At 47.5% G+C, this 22,049-nt stretch carries 17 protein-coding genes; 13 read left to right on the forward strand and 4 right to left on the reverse strand.

What is annotated here, in order from left to right; translation table 11 throughout:
• Nucleotides 1–219 precede the first annotated feature (219 nt).
• Both H8K29_RS13615 and H8K29_RS13620 read left to right on the forward strand, forming a co-directional pair.
• On the forward strand, nt 220–2,595 hold the full coding sequence (locus H8K29_RS13615; protein ID WP_186898011.1) for an ATP-binding protein: 2,376 nt from the start codon (nt 220–222) through the stop codon (nt 2,593–2,595).
• Between the two features lie 137 nt (nt 2,596–2,732).
• Entirely contained in the window at nt 2,733–4,967 is a 2,235-nt protein-coding gene (locus H8K29_RS13620) for a TonB-dependent siderophore receptor (RefSeq protein WP_186898012.1), read from the forward strand.
• 63 nt (nt 4,968–5,030) lie between these two features.
• Here the strand turns inward: H8K29_RS13620 and H8K29_RS18025 are convergent, their stop codons facing one another.
• Nucleotides 5,031–5,519: a pilin gene (locus H8K29_RS18025; RefSeq protein ID WP_186885213.1), complete on the reverse strand. Its 489-nt coding sequence runs from the start codon at nt 5,517–5,519 to the stop codon at nt 5,031–5,033.
• Between the two features lie 175 nt (nt 5,520–5,694).
• Here H8K29_RS18025 and pnuC point away from each other — a divergent pair, with 175 nt between their 5' ends.
• Both pnuC and H8K29_RS13635 read left to right on the forward strand, forming a co-directional pair.
• Nucleotides 5,695–6,285: a nicotinamide riboside transporter PnuC gene (gene pnuC, locus H8K29_RS13630; protein WP_186898013.1), complete on the forward strand. Its 591-nt coding sequence runs from the start codon at nt 5,695–5,697 to the stop codon at nt 6,283–6,285.
• Nucleotides 6,273–6,809 (forward strand): AAA family ATPase, encoded by a 537-nt coding sequence (locus H8K29_RS13635; protein ID WP_186898014.1) that lies wholly within the window; start codon nt 6,273–6,275, stop codon nt 6,807–6,809. Before pnuC ends, H8K29_RS13635 begins: the two co-directional genes overlap by 13 nt.
• 71 nt (nt 6,810–6,880) lie before the next feature.
• On the opposite strand, the gene rpoD is transcribed toward H8K29_RS13635, so the two are convergent.
• Nucleotides 6,881–9,766, reverse strand: a complete 2,886-nt coding sequence (gene rpoD / locus H8K29_RS13640) for an RNA polymerase sigma factor RpoD (RefSeq protein ID WP_370527194.1) — start codon at nt 9,764–9,766, stop codon at nt 6,881–6,883.
• A gap of 479 nt (nt 9,767–10,245) precedes the next feature.
• Here rpoD and H8K29_RS13645 point away from each other — a divergent pair, with 479 nt between their 5' ends.
• The 6 genes from H8K29_RS13645 (at nt 10,246) to H8K29_RS13670 (ending at nt 15,968) form a co-directional block, all read left to right on the forward strand.
• Nucleotides 10,246–10,971, forward strand: a complete 726-nt coding sequence (locus tag H8K29_RS13645) for a cytochrome c (RefSeq protein WP_186898015.1) — start codon at nt 10,246–10,248, stop codon at nt 10,969–10,971.
• Nucleotides 10,972–11,144: 173 nt separating this feature from the next.
• A complete protein-coding gene (locus tag H8K29_RS13650) occupies nt 11,145–12,464 on the forward strand; it encodes a cytochrome c (RefSeq protein WP_186898016.1) in 1,320 nt (439 codons plus the stop codon).
• A 91-nt stretch (nt 12,465–12,555) separates the two neighbouring features.
• Nucleotides 12,556–13,461, forward strand: coding sequence for a hypothetical protein (locus H8K29_RS13655; protein WP_186898017.1), 906 nt, complete (start codon nt 12,556–12,558; stop codon nt 13,459–13,461).
• 248 nt (nt 13,462–13,709) lie between these two features.
• Nucleotides 13,710–14,138 carry a hypothetical protein gene (locus H8K29_RS13660; protein ID WP_186898018.1) on the forward strand — a complete coding sequence of 143 codons (429 nt, stop codon included), beginning with the start codon at nt 13,710–13,712 and terminating at the stop codon, nt 14,136–14,138.
• Nucleotides 14,139–14,331: 193 nt separating this feature from the next.
• A complete protein-coding gene (locus H8K29_RS13665) occupies nt 14,332–15,093 on the forward strand; it encodes a GNAT family N-acetyltransferase (RefSeq protein WP_186898019.1) in 762 nt (253 codons plus the stop codon).
• A gap of 5 nt (nt 15,094–15,098) precedes the next feature.
• Nucleotides 15,099–15,968 carry a UDP-2,3-diacylglucosamine diphosphatase gene (locus H8K29_RS13670; RefSeq protein ID WP_186898020.1) on the forward strand — a complete coding sequence of 290 codons (870 nt, stop codon included), beginning with the start codon at nt 15,099–15,101 and terminating at the stop codon, nt 15,966–15,968.
• A gap of 91 nt (nt 15,969–16,059) precedes the next feature.
• Here the strand turns inward: H8K29_RS13670 and H8K29_RS13675 are convergent, their stop codons facing one another.
• On the reverse strand, nt 16,060–16,539 hold the full coding sequence (locus H8K29_RS13675; protein ID WP_186885222.1) for a histidine phosphatase family protein: 480 nt from the start codon (nt 16,537–16,539) through the stop codon (nt 16,060–16,062).
• Nucleotides 16,539–18,731, reverse strand: coding sequence for a polyphosphate kinase 1 (gene ppk1 / locus H8K29_RS13680; protein ID WP_186898021.1), 2,193 nt, complete (start codon nt 18,729–18,731; stop codon nt 16,539–16,541). The genes H8K29_RS13675 and ppk1 overlap by 1 nt, the downstream gene beginning before the upstream one ends.
• A 217-nt stretch (nt 18,732–18,948) precedes the next feature.
• On the opposite strand from ppk1, the gene pstS reads away from it, so the two are divergent.
• From pstS to pstA, 3 genes are all read left to right on the forward strand, one after another.
• Nucleotides 18,949–19,992 carry a phosphate ABC transporter substrate-binding protein PstS gene (pstS, locus tag H8K29_RS13685; protein ID WP_186885224.1) on the forward strand — a complete coding sequence of 348 codons (1,044 nt, stop codon included), beginning with the start codon at nt 18,949–18,951 and terminating at the stop codon, nt 19,990–19,992.
• 154 nt (nt 19,993–20,146) lie between these two features.
• On the forward strand, nt 20,147–21,166 hold the full coding sequence (pstC, locus tag H8K29_RS13690; RefSeq protein WP_186898084.1) for a phosphate ABC transporter permease subunit PstC: 1,020 nt from the start codon (nt 20,147–20,149) through the stop codon (nt 21,164–21,166).
• Complete coding sequence (gene pstA / locus H8K29_RS13695) at nt 21,166–22,038, forward strand: phosphate ABC transporter permease PstA (protein ID WP_186885225.1); 873 nt, start codon at nt 21,166–21,168, stop codon at nt 22,036–22,038. The genes pstC and pstA overlap by 1 nt, the downstream gene beginning before the upstream one ends.
• Nucleotides 22,039–22,049: the final 11 nt, after the last annotated feature.

Here is a 22,049-nt window from a genome sequence, read left to right on the forward strand (position 1 = left end):
ATCAATACTCTGATTGGCTGATGTTATTTGAGCCGAAACTTGTTGTAATAAGTCATTTATTTTTCTGATGTTGTTTGGCAAATGTTAGTATTCAACAGATTTAATACTGATTGAATGCAGGAATCATGACACGCTGCTGCGGTCATCGGGAAGCGAAAAATCCACCTTCTTGATTTGTATTAAAGGGGCGTGACGATTTCGGAGGATATTTAGTATTTTATGTTGCCGACAAACATGTTCTCCTTCAATGGCTTGTCAATCATTTTGTTTTTGTTGACGTCGCTGGCTCTGATTTTCCTGAAACCACCTTTTAAATTGCCACACCCCTTATCGCATTGGTGTGCAGCATATCTGTGTCTGGCTTGTGCTCAGGCACTGAGTTTCTCTCGCGTCTGGCCAGTGCTCACCATCGTACTTGAGAAAATTTTTCTATTCGGTTTTTCATTTCTTTTTTATCTTGGCCTGCGTACTTTTACGCAGAAAAAAAATGATCTGAAACCGCTCCTGATTGTATTTTTCTTTGCCAGTTACTGCCTTTTTTTCACGCATTTCTATCAGGCATCGCCATTGTTGGTATCACTGTCAGAAACGATTTTCCCTGTTTTGCTAATGTGTCTGTCAGCATTAACGGTACTGTCAATGCGCTTCCGCTTCGAGCAAGAGTATGGTCAGGGAAAGCACATCGCCTATTTGCTGTCTGGATTGTTATTTGCAGAGGCAATGTTGTTGCTCGGTTCTGTTTTTTATTCCGGACCGGCAGCAGAGCAGCTTGTTGTCGAGAATGTATTGCTTTGCATTCAGCTCGTATTAGCGTTTTCGACGATGGCGCTGATGTTGCGTCAATCAAACCAAGCTAGCAGCGGTCTCACAGGTTCGCAGCCTGAAACACAAAACCGTTTCAAAGAAGTGGCCGGATCTGAGGATCGTGTCGCTCTGTTTGAAACGGTATTTCAATTGGTTCCCGACACCGTAACAATTACCAGACTCGATACTGGTCAATATCTCGATGTTAATCGTAATTGGGAGCCAATGTCAGGGTATTCACGTGAGGAGGCCATTGGTCGTACCTCGACTGAATTGAATTTATGGGTCAATCCGGAACAAAGACGAGAACTCGTCTCACGTGTTGCACATGAGGCCGAAGTGAGAAATGTGCAAGCGGCATTTCGCCACAAGGATGGGCGCATATTTCAGTGCCGTATTTCAGGTACGCGTTTCAGCTTAAACGGATGTGAATATCTGATGCTGACTTCACGCAATATTGATACGGAAATAGCGACAGAAAATGCGCGCCAGATAGCTGAGACAATGTTGCGGGAAAATGAAAAAAAATATACCACGCTGTTTCAGTTGTCGCCCCTGCCTTTGGGATTAATTGATGTCAGTTCGCATCAAATGATCGAAGTCAATGACGCATGGTCGACGCAGTTTAAATTTGATCGTCGTCACGTCATCACAGATGTGCAGATGTGTGATTTCTGGGTGACTCCGGAGCAGCCTGATGCCGCTATCCGGTCTTTGTTGAATCATAAAGAGATAAATCAGATCGAAGTTGTGGTGAGAAACAGCGTTGGCGTTGATGTCATTTGCCTCATGTCTGCACGCCTGCTGGATATGAATTCAAAGACTGTATTTATTTTTTCTTTAATGGATGTGACGCGGCAATATCAGGTGGAAAAAGAAATTCGGGAGATGTCAGCGGAGTTAGAAATTCGCGTCAGGCAGAGGACTCAGAATCTGGAGGATGCGAACGCGGAATTGGCTTCCGTAGTGGAGTCATTGCGTCGGGCGCAGGAAAAATTGATACGCTCAGAAAAAATGGCGGCGTTAGGCTCGTTAGTCGCAGGCATTGCGCATGAACTGAATACACCCTTAGGGAATAGTGTGACGGTCGCCAGTACCTTGCAAGATCAGACCATGGAGTTTTCACAGACGCTGAGTAATGGGCAATTGAAGCGCTCGGCACTGAATCAGTACATTGAGGTAGCGACGCATGGAACTGAATTATTGATGCGGAATTTAAGTATTGCGCGCGACCTGATCGCCAGTTTCAAGCAGGTTGCCGTTGATCAATCCAGCAGTCAGCGCAGGGTTTTTGATCTTGCCACGGTACTCAATGAGATCATTGCGACGCTGTCTCCTATGTATAAAAAGGGACCGTACATTTTAAAAACGAATTTTGCTGAAAAAATCGAAATGGATAGTTACCCGGGGCCCTTAGGACAGATTCTGACTAATTTCGTGACAAATGCATTGATACACGCGTTTGACGGCAGAGATGATGGCGAAATGTCGGTGAATAGTCGCTTGCTGAATGAAAAACAGGTTGAGATTGTCTTTGCGGATAACGGCGTGGGTATTAGCGAAGCGGATCAAAAGCGAGTTTTTGATCCATTTTTTACTACCAGACTCGGACAAGGCGGATCAGGTCTGGGTATGCACATTGTCTATAATCTCGTGACGGATGTCTTAGGGGGAGAAATTCGTCTGCAAAGCAGACCTGGTGCCGGTACCAGTTTTACTTTATTGTTGCCTCTGGTCGCTCCTCACATATCACTTGAATCACTTGAAAGTGATGTCATCGCAATCCAATAGAGTCAGTCTTCCATTCTTATCAGTCCACCGGTCAAGGTTACGGCTGGATTTTTCTTTCTGGTGAACTTTATTTATTGCTATCGGTCTGAGGGAGGCAATTTTTATTAATCGCTTCATCTTTTCATTCCCTTATTTCTATGCGTACACCTGGCTTTCCATTAAGTGTTATTGCTGTCTCTATTCTGCTTGGATTCAATACTATCGCCATTGCTCAGGAGAGTAAAAATGCGTCTTCTGAGTCTGACTCTTCTAAGCTGCACAAAAAAGCGCCAGTAAAAGCTTTGGAAACACCGATGCAGAAGGTGGAAGTGCAGGGGGCCAAAAATTATGATGAACGTCGTCAGGACACTGCAACCAAGATCGTCGTGACACAGGAAGACATCGTTCGTTACGGCGATACTACGGTCGGTGACGTATTGAAGCGATTGCCGGGTATTACCATGGGCGGCGTGCAGGGGCGTGGTGGCGAGATCCGCATGCGTGGCCTGGGATCAGGTTATACGCAGATTATGCTAAACGGTGAGCCGAGTCCGCCGGGCTTTTCTCTGGATTCTATCTCGCCGGATCTGATTGAACGCATAGAGATTATCCGTGCCGCAACAGCAGAGCTAAGCACTCAGGCGATTGCGGGGGCAATCAACATTGTGCTGAAGCGCGCAGTGCAGACTGCACAGCGCGAGGTCAAGGTTGGCGCATCTGAAGACGGCGGTAAGTTTTCCGAGAATGTGAATCTGCAAATTTCAGATAAAGCAGGGCGTTATTCTTATTCTGTCTCCGGTAACTTCAATCATGGTCAATATGAACGGCCATCGACGATCGTTGAATCAGGGGCAGATGTCAGCGGCAAGCCGAATAAGCAAACCAGAACCGATCAGTTGGGCTGGGGGACATTTAACGGCATAGGCCTGTCACCGAGAGTGAATATCTCTTTGGCGAACGGTGATACGTTGACCAGCCAGAGCTTTGTGAATGCCAATCGCTTTGCCGGCTATACGAGCGAGACAAGCCTGCCATTACTCGAAAAATTACCGACCTATTTCAGTGATTTGCAGCGCATAGAATCTGATTTTGCGATGGTGCGTAGCGATCTTAATTGGATACATAAACTGGCTGACAGTGCCAAACTGGAAGTCAAATTCGGCCTGAATTTTAATCGCCGTAATTCAGATGTTGGCTTGCTGGGGTACGGTAAGGAAAAGAATCAGATATTGGACAGGAAAAGCACGTCTGACGCATCAGATAAAGGCTTTACCTCGACGGGTAAGTATTCAGCGCCGTTCGTAGAAGACCATGCCTTTGTTTTTGGTTGGGATGGCGCGTACAGCAAGCGTAATGAGCATCGCCTGCAGACGGATATCGTTGCTCCTGGCAGCAATCTGATTGCTTTGCCGCTCAATGAAACTTATGACGCAGACGTGACACGCGTCGCTTTGTTTGCGCAGGATGAATGGAATGTGACTAAGCAATGGTCGGTCTATGCCGGTTTGCGCTGGGAGGCAATTGAAACACGTAATCAGGGAACGGGCTATGATGAAGTTACCAATAAATCGAGTGTGCTGAGTCCGATATTACAGACGCTCTGGAAGATTCCCGGTAGTAAAAATGATCAGGTACGTCTTGGTCTGACACGTACTTACAAGGCACCAAGCAGCGGGCAGCTAATTCCTCGTCGCTACCAGTCGAATAATAATAGCGAGACGAGTCCTGACAGCATTGGTAACCCGAATCTGAAACCTGAGCTGGCATGGGGTATTGACGCGGCATTTGAACATTATCTTGCAGATGGTGGAACGCTGAGCGCCAGCGTTTACGTCAGAAAAATTGACGATATCATCCGTACTAAACTGGATCAGATCAACGGCATCTGGTTTACTACTCCAGCCAATGATGGTCAGGCAACGACAAAAGGGATAGAGTTGGATGGGAAATTTCCGTTGCGTTCAATCATGAGTGATGCGCCAGCGATCGATTTTCGTGCCAATCTCTCGTTGAACTGGTCTGATCTGAAAACGGTGCCGGGACCGAATAATCGCCTGGATTCACAAACACCAGTCAGTGCAAATATCGGGATGGATTACAAATTATCGCAAGTACCCCTGACCATCGGTGGCAATGCCAGTTATCAGAGTGGCGGTTTAGTACGGATATCTGCTGAACAAACCACGTATTCTGTTCCGAAACGGGTGTTGGATTTGTACGCACTGTGGAAATTTGATTCTAAGACCAATTTAAGAATTTCAGTGGCGAATTTGCTGCATCAGGATAATGTCTCATCCAATACCGTGGTTAACCAGTTGAATGGAACATCTCAACAAATTCGTTACACTCCAACCACGGTGGCTGTCAGGGCGATGCTGGAACATAAATTCTGAGGGCGCTAAAGACCTGAATTTGCTTTTGTGAAGAAAAACGCCGACGTTATCAGTCGGCGTTTTTTATTTCGCTTTACTGCGGCAAATGAAGGGCAGGTACTGGGTAGGCAGCGTTGTTTTATCTGCGCCTTTGATTGTCATTTTGTCCGGTGCCTGCGCATTAGCGCAGACCCAGGTTACCGGGACAACATGCGCATCTTCAACGACGGCCGGACGTAAAGAAAGCACTTTGCCTTTTATCGAATTACTGGCGCGATTACCGAAGGTAATATGAACGACACCTTCTTCCACGCTGACGTCGCTGACGAAATTATTGACGATTTTGTCGGAAGAGGGTAATCCTGCAGCAGCATTGTCAGTCGGGAATTTCTGCCCTGCGAGCCAGGCCATTTCTACCGGCTTCTTCGCCACATCAGCCAACGGCATCGCCGCTTCGATTTGTTCGCGGATGACTTTGTATAAATACGATGGGGCAGCCATCGCAGCAAGTATGCCGATGATCGCAATTACTGCCAGAATTTCTAATAGAGTGAAGCCAGATTGTTTTTTCATATTGCACGAAGACGACGGGGAATTTTCAGCAATATAAAGGAAAAACGCAGACTCGCGTAACGAATTCATGTGCGGCATCGGTTTTTTCCTGTTTTCAACTGATCTGCATGACACAATTTTTTCTATCGTTGATAATGCGTGCACTCTTTAATTGCGCTGATTTTTGTGCCTGCTTATGAATGATACCGTTCAATTTTTCGGTTTTACGACGACCTTGCTCGAATTACTGTCGTTTATTTTGTCGGTGGTAACCGTTGCGCTGAACATTCGCCAGATACATTGGGCCTGGTTATTCTCGATATTGTCTTCCGGTCTGTATGCCAGCGTATTTTTTGAGGCGCGGTTATATGGTGATATGGGACTGCAATGGGTCTTTATTATTGTTTCTCTGTGGGGCTGGTTTCTGTGGTGGCGAGGTATTGATGGAAGTAGCCAATTGCCGGTATCTGCACTCGGCTTTCGCGAGAGGGGGCTTGCCGTCATCGCATGGGGTCTGGGATTTGCGGCGTTGGCATGGTTTTTAAAGAGTTATACCGATACCGATGTTCCTCTGGCGGATGGCTTTCTGACCGCTGGCAGCTTGCTCGGGCAGGTTTTGTTGTCCAGAAAAAAAATTGAAAACTGGCTTATCTGGATTGTCGTTGATGTCCTGTATGTCGGTTTGTATATTTATAAAAACCTGATGCTGACCGCGGCCTTGTATGCGGTGTTTGTCATCATGGCGATCATAGGGCTACGCGCCTGGAGTAAAACATGTCAGCAGTAAAATCGAATGTTCAGCGTATCGCTATTTTAGGTGCGGAATCATCTGGTAAGTCTGTGCTTGCAGAGGCGCTTGCTCAGCGCTATCAGACTTTATGGGTACCCGAGTATTTGCGTGAATTTGTCGAAATGCAACAGCGCGTTCCGCGTGAAAGTGAGCAAGTGATGATTGCACGCACGCAGCTAGAGCGTGAGGATGCAATGGCGCCGAAGGCGAATGAATGGTTATTTTGCGATACCACACCATTGATGACTGCAATTTATAGCGACTATTATTTTTCTTCAGCTGGTGATGAGCTGATGGCGTTGGCAGATCAGCATCATTATGACTTCACCGTGGTGACGGCACCTGATCTGCCTTGGGTTGCAGATGGCCTGCAAAGAGAGTCACCTGCAGTGCGACAGGCAATTCATGAGCGCGTGTTGGCGGAACTTGAAGAGCGTGAAATTCCTCATTTACTGATAGAGGGAAGTCTTGCACAGCGAGTAGAACAGGTAGAGTTTGCCTTAACATTTCTCATGACATAAAAAATGCCGCTGAGACCAGCGGCATTTTTCTGTGTGATGCAAACAGCATCGGCATCGAAGCTTGATTCTGCTTACTGATTCTCCATCAGACCTTTCAGATGATCAGCTTTACCTGGGTGACGTAATTTCTTCATTGCTTTCGCTTCGATCTGGCGTATCCGTTCGCGCGTGACTTCAAATTGCTTGCCAACTTCTTCCAGTGTAAATTCGCTCGCGGTTTCAAGACCGAAACGCATGCGCAATACTTTCGCTTCGCGCGGGCTTAATGAATCGAGTGCTTCTTTCAGTTTTTGCTGTACCGAGGCTTGCATGGCGGCAGCCATCGGCGACATTGTCATACTGTCTTCAATGAAGTCACCGAGCTGCGAGTCACCATCGTCACCGATAGGTACATCCAGAGAAACTGGTTCTTTTGCGATCTTCAGAATCTCGCGTACTTTCACTTCCGGTAAGCCCATTTTTTCGGCAATCGCGGCTGGCTCAGGTTCGAGACCACTTGCTTGCAGGAGTTGGCGCTTGACGCGGTTCATCTTGTTGATGGTTTCTATCATGTGTACCGGCACGCGTATCGTCCGCGCCTGATCCGCGATAGCGCGGGCAATCGCCTGACGTATCCACCATGTTGCGTAGGTAGAGAATTTATAGCCGCGACGGTATTCGAATTTATCTACCGCTTTCAGCAGTCCGATATTACCTTCCTGAATCAGATCCAGGAATTGTAAGCCACGGTTCACATATTTTTTTGCAATGGAAATCACCAGACGCAAGTTCGCTTCCGTCATCGCGCGCTTTGCTTCGCTGGAACGTTTTTCACCGGCGATCATTTGCTTATTGATGTCGCGCAAAGCACTTAACGGCAGCTCAACACGTTCTTCCAGTTGGATGAATTTCTGTTGTAGTTCCCGTGCCGCGTGAATCTGGCGTGACAGGACTGCTGCATAAGGCTGAACCGATTGCATTTCATGTTCCAGCCACGCCGTATTGGTTGCATGTGTGCGCAGCATATCCACGAAATAGGCGCGTGGCATACCGCATTTATTCACCAATAGTTCCAGCATCTGCTTTTCAGTGTTGCGCAAATCCTTCATTTGTTTGCGCAAAGTATCGCAAAGCTTTTCTGCCGTCTTTACCGTGAAACGCATGCCTTGCAATTCGCGGGAAATCGCTTGCTGTGCAGCCACATAGGCGGTTGAGCCATAGCCATCCTTGGCTCGTGCAGCTTGCATGTCATTAAAACGCTTGGCGACAACCGCAAATTTTTGCAGCGACCCTGTCTTTAACTGTTGTAATTGTTCATCACTGATGCCGCCGACGTTATCGCTGACAGCGTCATCGTCGTCGTCAACCTCATCCGTGTCGTCGCCATCAGTTAGCAATAATGCCGACACATCATTTTCTTCATGATTGAGAAGACCATCAATGATGTCATCAATGCGTACTTCATCTTTTTCAATTTTTTCTGCGATCAGCAGAATTTCCCTGATCGTACCAGGACATGCGGAGATCGCTTGTACCATGTCTTTCAGGCCGTCTTCTATGCGTTTGGCGATTTCGATTTCACCAGTTCTGGTCAGCAGTTCGACGCCACCCATTTCACGCATATACATGCGCACAGGGTCGGTCGTGCGACCGAAATCAGAGTCAACAGTTGCCAGTGCCGCCGCTGCAACGGATTCGGCTTCATCATCGCTGACGACAATCGTAACATTATCTGTCAGCAACATCATTTCAGCATCGGGCGCTTTATCGTACACCGCAATGCCCATGTCATTGAGCGTGCTGATAACGTCCTGAATCATTTCCGGGTCAGCGACTTCTTCCGGCAAGTGATCGTTAATTTCAGCATGGGTCAGATACGAACGGTCTTTACCGAGGCGGATTAACTTTGTTAATTGTTTGCGATATTGTTCCAGTTGCTCTTCATTGAGCGCGCCGCTTGATTTTTTACTTTTTGCTCTGGCTGCCCGTTTCAGTTCTGCAGATTCAGCGGCATTCAGCGCTTGTATTTCGTCGTTTTCAAACTGAAATTCCGATGGTTTCCGACCACGTTTTGCAGGTTCCTTGCTACCGGATAAGACATAGTTTGACGTATCGATATTGCTGAACGCGGCTGCAGTATTCGCTACCGGCTCTGACTTAACCGGCGTTGCAACGATCGTCGTGGCTTTTGCCTGAATCGGAGTGGTTGATACTGGCGTCACATGTGTTGACAGTGCGGGTGCTCGCGGCGCGTCTGCAAATGCAGGTTTGTCAGCAATGCTGGCAGTGCGCAACGTAGCACTGATTGGAGCAGCAACTGGAGTTACTGGTTTTAGTGTTGTGACGGGTGCTGCCGGTGCAAATTTACCTGAGCCTATGCGTGCTTCGCGTTTTACCGTCGTCGGTGCCGGTTTCGCGCCAGGCTGATCTGACAGAAGCAATTTTTTTGCGACTTTGGGTTCTGTTTTGCGGATAACGGCGGCACGCGGCTTTGCAATGTCTGCGCCGGATAAAGTTTGCAATCCGGCTTTCAGATCAGCGCGAATTTCTGTTTTTAATTCTGGCTTTGCAGGCACTTCAGCTGTTTGCTCGGCGCGTGCTTCTGCATTGTCAGTAGTGGGCGGCAGTGTTTCTGCCGCGATGCTGGAGCTATCGACGACTACCAGTTCGGTTTCATCAAAAGGCATACTGCTCATTGCTTCGATGTCTTCCGCTGTTAACGCTTTTGCCGGCGCAATGATCGCTTCAGCCATGACGGGCTGCATGCGTGAACGGCGTTTCGTCACGACCATGACGGGTGCTGCTGGTGTGCTAATTTGAGGTTCTTCCATTTTTTCCGCTGTTGGCGTTGCAGGCGTTTCTGCGTTGGATGGCGCAGCTGCCGCAGCACGATTCAACTGCAGGGTTTTTTTACCCAGAGTGAGTGTGGCGCCAGTTTTTTGAGCGGGAATAGTTGAGTCAGTTAAGCTGGTTTTCATGTAACAAAGTCGAGTGCGACAACAAAGTCTTGTCAATAGTGTATGGCGATGGCAATGGTGATAATCTGTTGGTCGTCTGCACTGGCGATCAACGGTATCACGGATGAAAAAGCCCGCTGGTAAAAGCGGGCTACGCTGGTGAAAGCGATTCAATCATTTTTTGCTCAAACTGGTTCTCGGAAAGAGACGCGAGGGCGAGATTATCCTCGGCTTGGCACCGCTTGACAAGTTTTGTATGCGTTTCCTGAAAATAAAAATGAGGTGCGCATTGTAGCGTTTAATTCGCACCTCATGGGAGAACCTTGTGTTTAAAGGCTTTGCGGGCGGACGAGTAAAATCGGAATGGAAAAATTGTGCATATTTTTTAATTAATACCGATAATAGATGGAAAGAGAACCGCGCAGTGCTTGAGCTGAAATGAGATGTCGCAGGCATTCGGCTTTTATAAAAAAGATGGCTAATTTATTCTGAGACGCACCATGCTCAATCATCGTAATTTTTTAAACTGTATTTTGCTGGCGGGGGGAGTATTTGCTTTGCCTTCGCTGGCGCAGAATATTCCCGATACGCTGGCGCAGCGTTTGAAAGCATGCACCTCATGTCATGGTGCGCAGGGCAGGGCGGCGAGCGATGGCTATTACCCTCGCCTCGCCGGAAAACCAGAAGGATACTTATTACATCAGCTGAAAAATTTCAGGGACGGTCAACGCCGGTATCCACTGATGAATTCTCTGCTCAGTAACTTAAGTGATGTCTATCTTCAGGAAATTGCGGCTTTTTTTGCTGATCAGCACCCCCCTTATGCGTCTCCGCAGCCAACTGAGGCTAGCCTGGCAATAATGGTGCGTGGGCGAGAGCTGGTGATGGAGGGGGATCAGCAGAAAAAAATACCGGCATGTATTTCTTGTCACGGCGAAAAAATGACCGGAGTTGCTCCCTTTATTCCGGGCGTACTCGGTTTGCCACGAGACTATATTGTTGCACAACTGGGTGCCTGGCAGACCGGCAGCCGGCGCGCGCATGCGCCTGACTGTATGCGGCAGGTCGCGCAAAAGCTGGCACCTGCGGATATTGCTGCCGCATCCGCCTGGCTGGCCTCACAAACGGTGCCGGACAACGGGATTGCTGTCAGCGCTAAGGATATTCCTCGCTTTCGCTTACCTCTGCAATGCGGCAGCGTTTCTGAGGATAAGCAAATTAAATAGATAACAGAACCTGGTTATCTGGACTTGTGGATTTTGATGGCTATCGGTCTGGCCCTTTCATACATCATTGAAACGACGCAAGTAAAGTTTTACCACTTTGAATATCACAAGATGCGACAAGCTGATCGGAAAATGATGAATGCGATGCGAGTTGTTCTGGAGACGACCTCTGTATGAAGAAAATGCTTATCCGTTTTTTTGTTGTCGTGCTGTTCCTGCTGACGGGTATCAGTGTGTACGCTTACTTTGTCGGTTACAGGGTTGATGGGAATGCGTCTTTGGTGTCTGTCGGTACGTCGACCGACAGGGCGCTACTCATCCGTCGCGGTGAGTATCTGACAAGGGCGGGTAACTGTTTTGGGTGCCATACGGTCAAGGGCGGTGCTGCCTACGCTGGCGGCAGGATATTGCGTTCGGAATATGGTAATTTTGTTTCACCAAACATTACCCCGGATAGTCTCACCGGTATTGGGAGCTGGACTTTCAATGACTTCTGGCTTGCCTTGCATTTTGGTAAGGCAAAGGATGGACGGCTCTTATATCCTGCTTTCCCGTATCCTAATTACTCTCAGATAAGCAGAGCGGATGCAGAGGCGATGTTTGCCTTTCTGAAGACGATACCAGCGATCTCTCAGAAAAATCCGGATCATGAATTACGCTTTCCTTATAACCAGCGGCGTTTGCTGGCATTCTGGCGTGCCATGTATTTCAAACCTGCTGTATTTGCAGAAGATAAAACAAAATCTCCTGAGTGGAATCGAGGTGCATATCTGGTAAAGGGTTTGGGACATTGCAGTGCGTGTCATAGTCAGCGTAATGTTTTCGGTGCGAATGATGGGGTAAGTGATTTTTCTGGCGGGGAACTTCCGCAGAGTCAATGGTATGCGCCGTCCTTGTTGCATGCCAATGAAGCGCACTTGCAGAACTGGACGCAAAATGAGGCCGCGACTTTGCTCAAAACGGGCGTTAACCACAAATCTGTCATGAGCGGGCCGATGGCAGAAGTGGTCTTTGATAGCCTGCAATATCTGACCGATGCTGATATCAGTGCAATGACCACCTATTTACAGGCCATTCCAGTAACGAAAGCGGATAGCGTCAGTGCGCTTGATCAGGCGTTGAGCGAGCCTGATCGCAATGAACAAACGAAAAAGCAAATGATGCAGCAAGGCGCTGTACTGTATAGAACTCATTGCATGGATTGCCACGGTACTCAGGGCGAAGGATTTGCCTCTGTATACCCGGCGCTCAAAGGGAATCCTGGCTTGCAGATGAATTCACTTGCTAATCCTTTACTGGTAATACTTGCGGGAGGTTTTTCTCCTGTAACGCAATTAAATCCCCGACCTTACAGCATGCCACCATTTGGACCCGTATTAAGTGACGGCGAGGTTGCTATCTTGCTTAGCTACATCAGAAACAGTTGGGGGAACAAAGCTGCATTCGTGACTGCTGCAGAGGTCAATCATTACAGAACTGTGCCGATGGATTGACGTATGCCAAGCATCTTATCAACCTTAATATCTGGCGATGTAAAATAATGAATCTTATATCTTCGCCTGCAACCTTGACAGAAAAATGAGTATGCGGCGTTCATTGTTTACCCCAGCAATAGTGGTGATCGTGGCGACCAGCTTCAGCCCCTGTCTGCACGCGGAAAGCGCTGATCAGGTCGGCGTAATGCATTCCAGTGCTAGCGGTAAGGAAATCAGACTTGATACAACGCTGAATGCACGCCAGATTGTCAGTGCGATTCCCGCAGAATTTCTGCGCGAACGCTTTGAAGCCAGTGATACGAAAGGCCGTACGATTGCATATATGGCTTTCACCGAAGGTGATATCGGCGGTTTGATTTTTGTCGAAAATAAACTGACTGCACAAGTGTCAAAACAAGATGCGATGGCATTTTACAGTTGCCGAGGTTATGCAACTGCGGTGCAGCATCATTGGGCCAAGGATGCTGATATCTGGACAGAAACCTTGTTGGACGCCAGTGTTCCGATAAGCGACGTTGATCTGCACTTCACTGGCAAGTCGGGTTTGCGTAGCATTGTTGAAGTAGTCAATGATCCTACGTTGTCACAGGTCAGTTCTCTGGTCGATATGGGGACGAACCCTTTGAATATTTTTAGAAAACTGAGTTCTGCCTGGGACTCTTCGGTTGACCGGGATCATTTCCAAAAAACCTTGTTACGTTTAAAAAATGTGCTGACTGGCGCAAGTGAAGCTGAGGTTGCAGAGATTATCAAGCCAGAAGACGTGTCATTTGTGAGTGGTGGCTTAGTGATGGCTTATCCACGATTTTCTCTGGAATATTTTGTCAGTAACGGTGTGGTGAAGGTGGTTCAGCAACCATCTTTTTATCATCTGTCCAGAACTCAGGCGGCGTTGTTTTATGCGCCGAATGTCAGATGGGAGTTGTGTACACCGTCAGAATGGCGGAAGGCCATGCCCGAGGTGATCATGACGGATAGCCCTACGAAGAAATAGCCAGACAACCCCTGGAGAATTCTCTTTTTCAGCCTGAATCTGCATTCTCAATAAATAAAAATTGGCCTGATATCGACAGAATTGATTTAACACGGTTGATTGTGGTGATCGATTAAAGAGAATAGGGCGGATGTTTGCTTTGTTGCGTATTGGTAATGCCCTTGTCATGTCTTGAAGTTATTCTTTACCTTTGTTGTTTAACGATATATTGTTTATATTATTTTTAAGTTTTTTAATTGGGGGCTGAAATGGCTACGGTTACACCTAAAAAAGTAGTAAGTACTCCGCGAACGTCTGTTACTAAGAAAGTCCCGGTACAAAAGGTCGCTGCTGCATCAGCAGCAAAGAAAACGGTGGGTGTAAAAACAGTCGCCAAAGTGGAAGCTGTAGTAACACCATCGGCAAGAAAACCATCAACCGCGAAATCGCTTCCGCAGTCGGAAGAGAAGTTGAAAAAGCCGAAATTGGTACGTGACAGCTTTACCATGCCTGAAGCGGAATACGCCGTGCTTGGTCAGGTAAAAAAAGCTTGCCTGAAGGCTGGTATCGAAGTCAAAAAGAGTCAGTTATTGAGAATAGGCCTGGTTTTGCTCAATAACACAGATATTCCCAATCTCAGAAAGCTGATCAACGATTTATCTCCGCTGAAGGCTGGACGCCCTAAAAAAGAGAAGTAATTCCTGCTCCAGGCAGACGATTTCCTCTTCGTTCTGACTTATTGCGGCGCTGAAGACCGTTCCCGGATCTTCAGCGCCGTTGTATTTTTGTCTGTCATAAAACCGACATCTAACTGTCATCTTGTTGAAGTAATCGTCCTCTATTCTTCGTTCGTCGAATGAATGACATCTTGAGACTACACAAGGACGAGGAATGCGATTACTCACGATACCAGCGGATGCTAATCCCAGTTTTTCTAAACTCAATCTGAGTTTGGCGACGACCACAGAAGAGGTCAAAGAAGTTCAACGTTTGCGTTATAAGGTGTTCATAGAAAGTATGGGCCTGTCGGCGCTGTCCAATCCTGAGGGGCTGGATAAAGATGAGTTCGACACCTATTGTGATCACCTGATTGTTCGTGACAGCAAGACGCTGAAAGTCGTCGGTACCTACAGAATTCTTGGCCCAAATGCTGCGCGCGAGATGGGACGTTATTACTCAGAGACTGAATTTGATTTATCCCGGTTACAGAATATTCGAGGTAGTGTTGCCGAAGCCGGACGTGCCTGTATCCACCCTGATTATCGCAGTGGCGCCGTCATTATGCTGCTGTGGGCTGGCCTGGCCGCTTACATGCGTCGTGAACGTTGTTCGCACCTGATTGGCTGTGCCAGTATCAGTCTGACTGATGGTGGTCAGAATGCTGCGGCAATTTATCGTAGTTTATCGGCGAGTGATTTTTGTCCGCTGGAATATCGTGTGACACCGCACGTACCTTTTCCCCTAGACGAAATCGATACCAGCAATGTTGTTGCCAGAATTCCTCCTTTGCTCAAAGGGTACCTGCGGGCAGGCGCATGGGTGTGCGGAGACCCCGCCTGGGATCCTGACTTCCATAGTGCGGATTTGTTTGTGATGCTGCCATTGTCCAATCTGGATAATCGCTATGCACGTCATTACGGCACTGAGGAGTAAGCAGATTGAAGCCCGCTGACCAGTTCCTGAATAAGAAATTACATCATACGAAAAAGCGTGATATCACGCATTTCCGGACGATATGGATTTCAGATCTGCATTTGGGAACCAGCGGCTGCCAGGCGGCAAAACTGTTGGAATTTTTAAAAGCGACAGAATCGGAAACACTCTATCTGGTTGGCGATATTATCGACGGCTGGCAGCTCAAACGGCGCTGGTATTGGGATCAGACTCATAATAATGTAGTGCAGACAGTATTGAAAAAAGCGCGCAAGGGGACAAATGTCATTTTTGTTCCCGGGAATCATGACGAATCGATCCGCCAGTTCATCGACCTGGATTTTGGCGGTATCAAAGTGCGCGACGAACTGGTACATACAACCGCAAACGGTAAACGTATGCTGGTATTGCATGGTGACAGATTTGATGGTGTGATCGCCTGCGCCAAATGGCTAGCTTATGTTGGGGATAGTTTGTACACCGTGATTTTGAAATTCAATCAGGTGTTTAATAACTGGCGCGCCAGAGCCGGATTGCCGTATTGGTCGCTGTCGCAATACCTGAAATTAAAGGTAAAAAATGCGGTCAGTTATATCACTCAGTTTGAAGATGCGCTGGCCGAAGAGGCGCGTAGAAACGGGGTTGATGGCATTATTTGCGGGCATATTCACAAACCAGAAATACGTGATATCGGCGGTATCCTGTATTGCAATGACGGTGACTGGGTTGAGAGCTTATCGGCTTTAGTCGAAGATGCAAAAGGTGAATTACGTCTGATCACCTGGCATGACGTGATACATCCGACTGATAATGATGCGGCTGACAATATCGCTGATATTCAACTTGATGTCAGCGCAACGAGTGTCACGGTTTGATTTTTGCAAAGCCACGCCTTGCTGATTGTTTCTGGACTTTATAGCCGGGAGCCGGGCTTTACTGGAAATGTTCTCTCCTTCGTAATTGCCGTTATCTGACAACCAGATCAGGTGACATCACCGCTTTAAGATAGGTTGTTACCTCTTCCGCCTCGCGTTGTTTCTGCGATAGCCACCATACATTTCCTTTTCGTATGCTGTATCCCTGCGAGACGTGACCCAGTAAGTGTCCGGCGACCTGTCCCAGGCATGGCTGATGACCTACGATGACGACCGGCTCGCGGTTATTTGGCCAGTTGGCAATCCGCAGAATGTCTTGCGCTGATGCCTGTGGTCCCAGTTCAGGAACAATTTTGACTTTTCTGCCGCAAGCAACAAGGGCATCGGCAGTATCTCTGGTGCGTATCGTCGGGCTGACAAGAATACGGCATGTTTCAGGCAGCGTACTATCCAGCCAGTACGCTATTTTGCCAGCCTGTTTAACCCCTTTGCCTGTCAGCTTTCTGAATTCATCTGCTATTTCTTCGGTTGCCGGTTCAGCTTCCGCGTGGCGCCAGAGTATTAAATCCATTATTCGTCTTCCGAAGCTGACAATGATCCAAGTTGTTGCATCAGATATTGTTGTGCACAGAAGTTGGCCTGTTTGCTACGCGCTTTTTTGCGTTCATATTGACCATCAGAGCCAAGTACCCAAGCGTTGACATTGTCTTTCAAATAGGGATCCAGCCCTTCAGAAATGATGCGTTTCTTGAGGGATTTCTCCAATACCGGAAAAGCAACTTCGATCCGTCGGAATAAATTGCGATTCATCCAATCGGCGCTGGCGAGATGCACGTCATGCGCGAGGTCGTTGCGGAAATAATAAATCCGGCTATGTTCGAGAAAACGACCAATGACCGAGCGGACGCGTATGTTTTCTGATAAGCCGGGTACGCCGGGACGCAAGGCACATGCACCACGGATAATCAGATCAATTTTTACGCCATCTGCAGACGCTGCATACAGAGCGCGAATCACCGATTCATCCAGTAGTGCATTCATTTTTGCAATAATGCGGCCAGGCCGGCCTTCGCGTGCAATACGAGCCTCGTTACGAATGGCTTTGATGATTTGCGGTTGCAATGCAAATGGCGCCAGCCACAGGTATTCCAGTTTTTTTGGCTTGGTCAGACCTGTCAGGTGAATAAAGACTTCGTTCACCTCCGCCGCGATACCGGGATGAGCGGTTAGCAGGCCGAAATCTGTATAAAAACGGGTAGTCGATGGATGGTAATTGCCTGTTCCTAAGTGGGCATAATGTCTGAGAACGCCCGCTTCTTCACGCCGTATCACCAATGCAAGCTTTGCGTGTGTTTTTAATCCCACTACGCCATAGACGACTTGTGCGCCGGCACGTTGCAGTTTATCTGCCCAGTTGATGTTGGCTTCTTCGTCAAAACGCGCCATTAACTCGACGATGACGGTGACTTCCTTACCTAAGCGGGCAGCGGTAATCAGTGACTCCATCAGATCAGAGTTCATGCCGGTGCGGTAAATGGTTTGCTTGATCGCAACCACGTTTGGATCCAGCGATGCTGAGCGGATAAAGTCGATGACGGTCTGGAAAGGCTGAAACGGATGGTGCAGCAAGATATCTTGCTTGCGTAACAAGGTGAAGATGTCGGTGTGTGAATATTTTCCGATCGCTTTCGCCGAGAATGGCGGGAAGCGCAGACTCGGCTGTTTAACATGATCGACAATTTCGCTGAGGCGCACCATATTGACGGGACCATCTACGGGATACAGTCGGTCCTGATCGAGAGAAAATTGCTCCAATAAGAAGCGCGACAAATCTTCTGGACAGTTCTTTGCCACCTCCAGCCGTACTGCGGCTCCGAATTGTCTTGTTTGTAATTCGCCTTGCAATGCCTGACGCAGGTTTTTTACCTCTTCCTCGTCAACCCACAAATCGCTGTCGCGGGTGACGCGGAATTGCGAATAATTGATGACATCTCTGCCATTAAATAAATCTGCAATGTGGGAGTGAATCACCGATGAAAGTAAGCAAAAAGACTGACCGTCTACTGATAATTCATCTGGAAGTTTAATGATGCGGGGTAAAACCCGGGGTGCTTTAACAATCGCGATTGCAGTGCCGCGACCAAACGCGTCTTTTCCTGCCAGTGATACGATGAAATTAAGACTCTTATTAACGACTTGCGGGAAAGGATGTGCAGGGTCCAAACCGATTGGCGTCAGTAAAGGCCGCACCTCTCGTTCAAAATAAGATTTCACCCAGGCTCTTTGTGCGTCATTCCGCTCAGAGTGACGCAGCAGATGCACCCCTTTTTTGGATAGCTGCGGCAGAATTTCTTGATTCAGCAGTTCATATTGACGTTCAGTTAACTGGTGACATTCAGAGCTGATACGTTTCAGTGTTGACAGAAAAGCAGGGTGCTGAACCAGCTCTCCGTCAATTGTATTCTGTGCCAATAGACTGGCGACCCTGACTTCAAAGAATTCATCTAAGTTGCTGCCAACAATACATAAATACTTAAGCCGCTCAAGTAATGGAATGCTTTTGTCTTCAGCCTGAGCCAGCACACGCCAGTTAAATGCGATCTGCGACATTTCCCGGTCAAGAAAAATGGCGGCTCTGGAAGGTTCTGTGGAACTTGCTTTACTCGAACTGGCGCCCCGGGTCTGCTTGGTGTTCTGGGTGGCATCTTTAGGCGTGTCGCCTAAGCTATCCTCTTTGGCGTCACTGTCAGTTGTAGAGTTCATTACATCTTGATTCGGCATATGTGTTTGCGTGTCATAAAGACTGTCATATATATGTAACTCACTATTCTAGTGATATGGTGTGACAAGTTTATGACAAAAAATCATTATGAAATTAAATATTTCAGGGTTGTTTTGGTAAGTCATTATCTTGTCATAATTCGATTGTAAAGTCCGTCTCGTAGTAACGAATACCTGTTATTTAACCTTAGAGGTGAACATGCAAATCAATCGTGTCATTAAATCCCTGGTCGCAGCAGTTGGTGTGGCTGCTACATTCTCTGTTGCTCACGCAGCAGACATTACTGGTGCTGGCGCTACATTTCCTTACCCAATTTACGCAAAATGGGCTGAAGCTTACAAAAAAGCTACTGGCAACGGTCTGAATTATCAGTCCATCGGTTCCGGTGGCGGTATCAAGCAAATCAAGGCGAAAACTGTTGATTTCGGTGCTTCTGATATGCCTTTGAAAATCGAAGAGTTGGATGCTGAAGGGTTGATGCAGTTTCCTGCGATTATCGGTGGTGTTGTTCCTGTCGTGAATATCGAAGGTATCGCTCCAGGTAAATTGAAGATGACCGGGGATCTTCTCGCAGGCATCTACATGGGTAAGATTACTAAATGGAATGCAGCGGAAATCGTCGCGATTAACCCAGGCGTAAAATTGCCAGCGGAAGATATTACTGTTGTTCATCGCTCTGATGGTTCTGGTACCACATTCTTGTGGACAGATTTCCTGAGTAAAGTGAATGCAGAGTTTAAAACAGCAGTGGGCTCTTCTACTGCGGTTAAATGGCCTGTAGGCTTGGGCGGTAAAGGCAATGAAGGCGTTGCTGCCAACGTTCAACGTATTAAAAACTCAATCGGTTACGTTGAGTATGCCTACGTTAAAAAGAACAAAATGACTTACACCACATTGAAAAATGCGGATGGACAGTTTGCTGAACCTGATGATGAAAACTTCAAAGCAGCGGCTGCTGGCGCTGATTGGAATAAAGCGCCTGGCATGTATCTGGTATTGACAAATCAACCAGGTAAAATCACATGGCCTATCACTGGTGCATCCTTCATTCTGATGCACAAAACTCAGGCTGATTCTGCAAAGGGTAAGGAAGTTCTGAAATTTTTCGACTGGTCATTTAAAAATGGCGGTGCAATGGCTGCTGAATTGGAATACGTTTCTTTGCCAGCACCGGTTGTTAAGTTGATTGAAGAAAGCTGGAAAGCAAAAATCAAAGACGCGTCTGCAAAAGCGATTTGGTAATTGAAGTAATAAATGAAGTAAATGCGAAGTAAATACGGTTCACTGATTCGATTGATGAATTAGCAGAGCTATTTTAAGTGAGGCGATTCAGGCGTGTCCTGAGTCGCCTTTCGGTGGAAAGACACCTATGCCTACACCAACGTTTTCCGTCAATATGACAGCACCATCATCAAGCCAGAATATATCGAACGCTGAGAACACTCAGCCCGCACAACTGAGTGCCGCAAGAATGGCGGCAGTGATGCGTCGTCAACGCTGGCAAGATTTTTTCTTTCACAAGCTGACTCTGAGTTTCGCAGCGCTTGTTTTAGTTGTACTACTGGGTATTATTGCCTCGTTATTCCTGCGCGCGATTCCTGCGATGCAAGAATTTGGTTTTGCATTCATTACCACAATAGAGTGGGACCCGGTGAATGATAAATACGGCGGTCTGATCGCGATCGTCGGAACGCTCGCTACTTCTGTAATTGCTTTGCTGATTGCTTTTCCCGTCAGTTTTGGCATTGCCCTGTTTCTTACTGAAATTTGCCCGGCTTGGCTGAAGCGTCCGCTGGGAACTTCCATCGAGCTTTTGGCGGGGGTGCCGAGCATTATTTACGGCATGTGGGGTTTGTTTGTTTTTGCTCCGTTATTTTCCGAATATATCCAACCGGCTCTGGCCTCTACACTGGGTAAATTGCCAGTGATAGGCATTTTGTTTTCCGGTCCTATGATAGGGCTGGGCATTTTATCGGCGGGTGTGATTCTCGCGATTATGATTATTCCTTTCATTTCTTCCGTGATGCGGGATGTTTTTGAAGTCGTGCCACCAGTGCTGAAAGAGTCGGCGTACGGTCTGGGATGTACTAAGTGGGAAGTTGTCAGAAAAATCGTTTTGCCATACACAAAAATCGGCGTCGTTGGTGGTGTTATGTTGGGCCTGGGGCGTGCATTGGGTGAGACGATGGCGGTGACCTTTCTGATTGGTAACGCACATAAACTGTCTTGGTCCTTATTTGCTGCGGGTAATAGTATTGCCTCCACGCTTGCGAACGAATTCGCGGAAGCTGAAACAGTTTTGCATACATCATCTTTATTCCTGTTAGGTTTAATTTTGTTTGTGATCACCTTCATAGTGTTATCTGCCGCTAAATTGATGTTGCTCGGTTTGAGCAGAAAAGAAGGTACAAAATAATGGATATTTCTAAAGCTCAGGCAGCGCAAAATCCAGTGTATCGCCGCCGTTTGCTGGTACACCGGCTTGGCATCGCCTTATCCTCAATTGCGATGGTGTTTGGCGTATTTTTTCTGATGTGGATCCTCTTTACCTTGTTAATTAAAGGGTTTTCTGCGATTAATCTTGCCATGTTTGTTGAATCAACGCCGGCTCCGGGCAGTGATGGCGGTGGTTTGATGAATGCGATCGTCGGTAGTTTTCTGATGGTTGGTTCCGCAACATTGATTTCTACTCCGGTCGGGATTCTGGCGGGCATTTATCTTGCTGAATACGGCGATAAGAGCTGGTTCGGCGGTATCACCCGGTTTGTGACGGACATTATGTTGTCCGCACCTTCCATCGTGATCGGCTTGTTTGTATATGCCATTTATGTGGCTAACGTCAAACATTTTTCCGGTTGGGCAGGCAGCGTGGCGATTTCATTAATTGCGATTCCTGTCGTTGTCCGTACTACCGATAATATGTTGGGGCTGGTTCCTGCAAGTCTGCGCGAAGCTGCATTTGCATTGGGTGCACCTCGCTGGAAAGTTGCACTGCTGGTGAGATTGCGCGCAGTCAAAGCCGGTGTGGTGACAGGTATTTTGCTTGCTGTGGCCAGGATTTCCGGTGAGACAGCACCTTTGCTTTTCACCGCATTGAACAACCAGTTTTTCAGTGCCAACATGAATAGTCCGATGGCAAATCTTCCTGTCGTCATTTATTCGTATGCGATGAGTCCTTACGATAACTGGCGTGAACTGGCATGGGGCGGTGCATTACTGATTACCTTCAGTGTTCTGCTTCTGAATATTTTGTCGCGTACCTTGTTTAACCAAAAAACACAGCATTAATTCGAGCATCG

Origin of the sequence: Undibacterium sp. CY21W (genome assembly GCF_014284265.1) — a bacterium.
Classification (GTDB): Bacteria; Pseudomonadota; Gammaproteobacteria; order Burkholderiales; family Burkholderiaceae_D; genus Undibacterium; species Undibacterium aquatile.

Bases quoted from the DNA above. Each gene is read 5' to 3' on its own strand.
- H8K29_RS13660 (WP_186898018.1), top strand. From the start codon at position 13,710: ATGGCTACGGTTACACCTAAAAAAGTAGTAAGTACTCCGCGAACGTCT.
- H8K29_RS13620 (WP_186898012.1), top strand. From the start codon at position 2,733: ATGCGTACACCTGGCTTTCCATTAAGTGTTATTGCTGTCTCTATTCTG.
- H8K29_RS13635 (WP_186898014.1), top strand. From the start codon at position 6,273: ATGTCAGCAGTAAAATCGAATGTTCAGCGTATCGCTATTTTAGGTGCG.
- rpoD (WP_370527194.1), bottom strand. From the start codon at position 9,766: ATGAAAACCAGCTTAACTGACTCAACTATTCCCGCTCAAAAAACTGGC.
- ppk1 (WP_186898021.1), bottom strand. From the start codon at position 18,731: ATGAACTCTACAACTGACAGTGACGCCAAAGAGGATAGCTTAGGCGAC.
- H8K29_RS13650 (WP_186898016.1), top strand. From the start codon at position 11,145: ATGAAGAAAATGCTTATCCGTTTTTTTGTTGTCGTGCTGTTCCTGCTG.
- pstA (WP_186885225.1), top strand. From the start codon at position 21,166: ATGGATATTTCTAAAGCTCAGGCAGCGCAAAATCCAGTGTATCGCCGC.
- pstC (WP_186898084.1), top strand. From the start codon at position 20,147: ATGACAGCACCATCATCAAGCCAGAATATATCGAACGCTGAGAACACT.
- H8K29_RS13615 (WP_186898011.1), top strand. From the start codon at position 220: ATGTTGCCGACAAACATGTTCTCCTTCAATGGCTTGTCAATCATTTTG.
- pstS (WP_186885224.1), top strand. From the start codon at position 18,949: ATGCAAATCAATCGTGTCATTAAATCCCTGGTCGCAGCAGTTGGTGTG.
- H8K29_RS13645 (WP_186898015.1), top strand. From the start codon at position 10,246: ATGCTCAATCATCGTAATTTTTTAAACTGTATTTTGCTGGCGGGGGGA.
- pnuC (WP_186898013.1), top strand. From the start codon at position 5,695: ATGAATGATACCGTTCAATTTTTCGGTTTTACGACGACCTTGCTCGAA.
- H8K29_RS13665 (WP_186898019.1), top strand. From the start codon at position 14,332: ATGCGATTACTCACGATACCAGCGGATGCTAATCCCAGTTTTTCTAAA.
- H8K29_RS13675 (WP_186885222.1), bottom strand. From the start codon at position 16,539: ATGGATTTAATACTCTGGCGCCACGCGGAAGCTGAACCGGCAACCGAA.
- H8K29_RS13655 (WP_186898017.1), top strand. From the start codon at position 12,556: ATGCGGCGTTCATTGTTTACCCCAGCAATAGTGGTGATCGTGGCGACC.
- H8K29_RS18025 (WP_186885213.1), bottom strand. From the start codon at position 5,519: ATGAAAAAACAATCTGGCTTCACTCTATTAGAAATTCTGGCAGTAATT.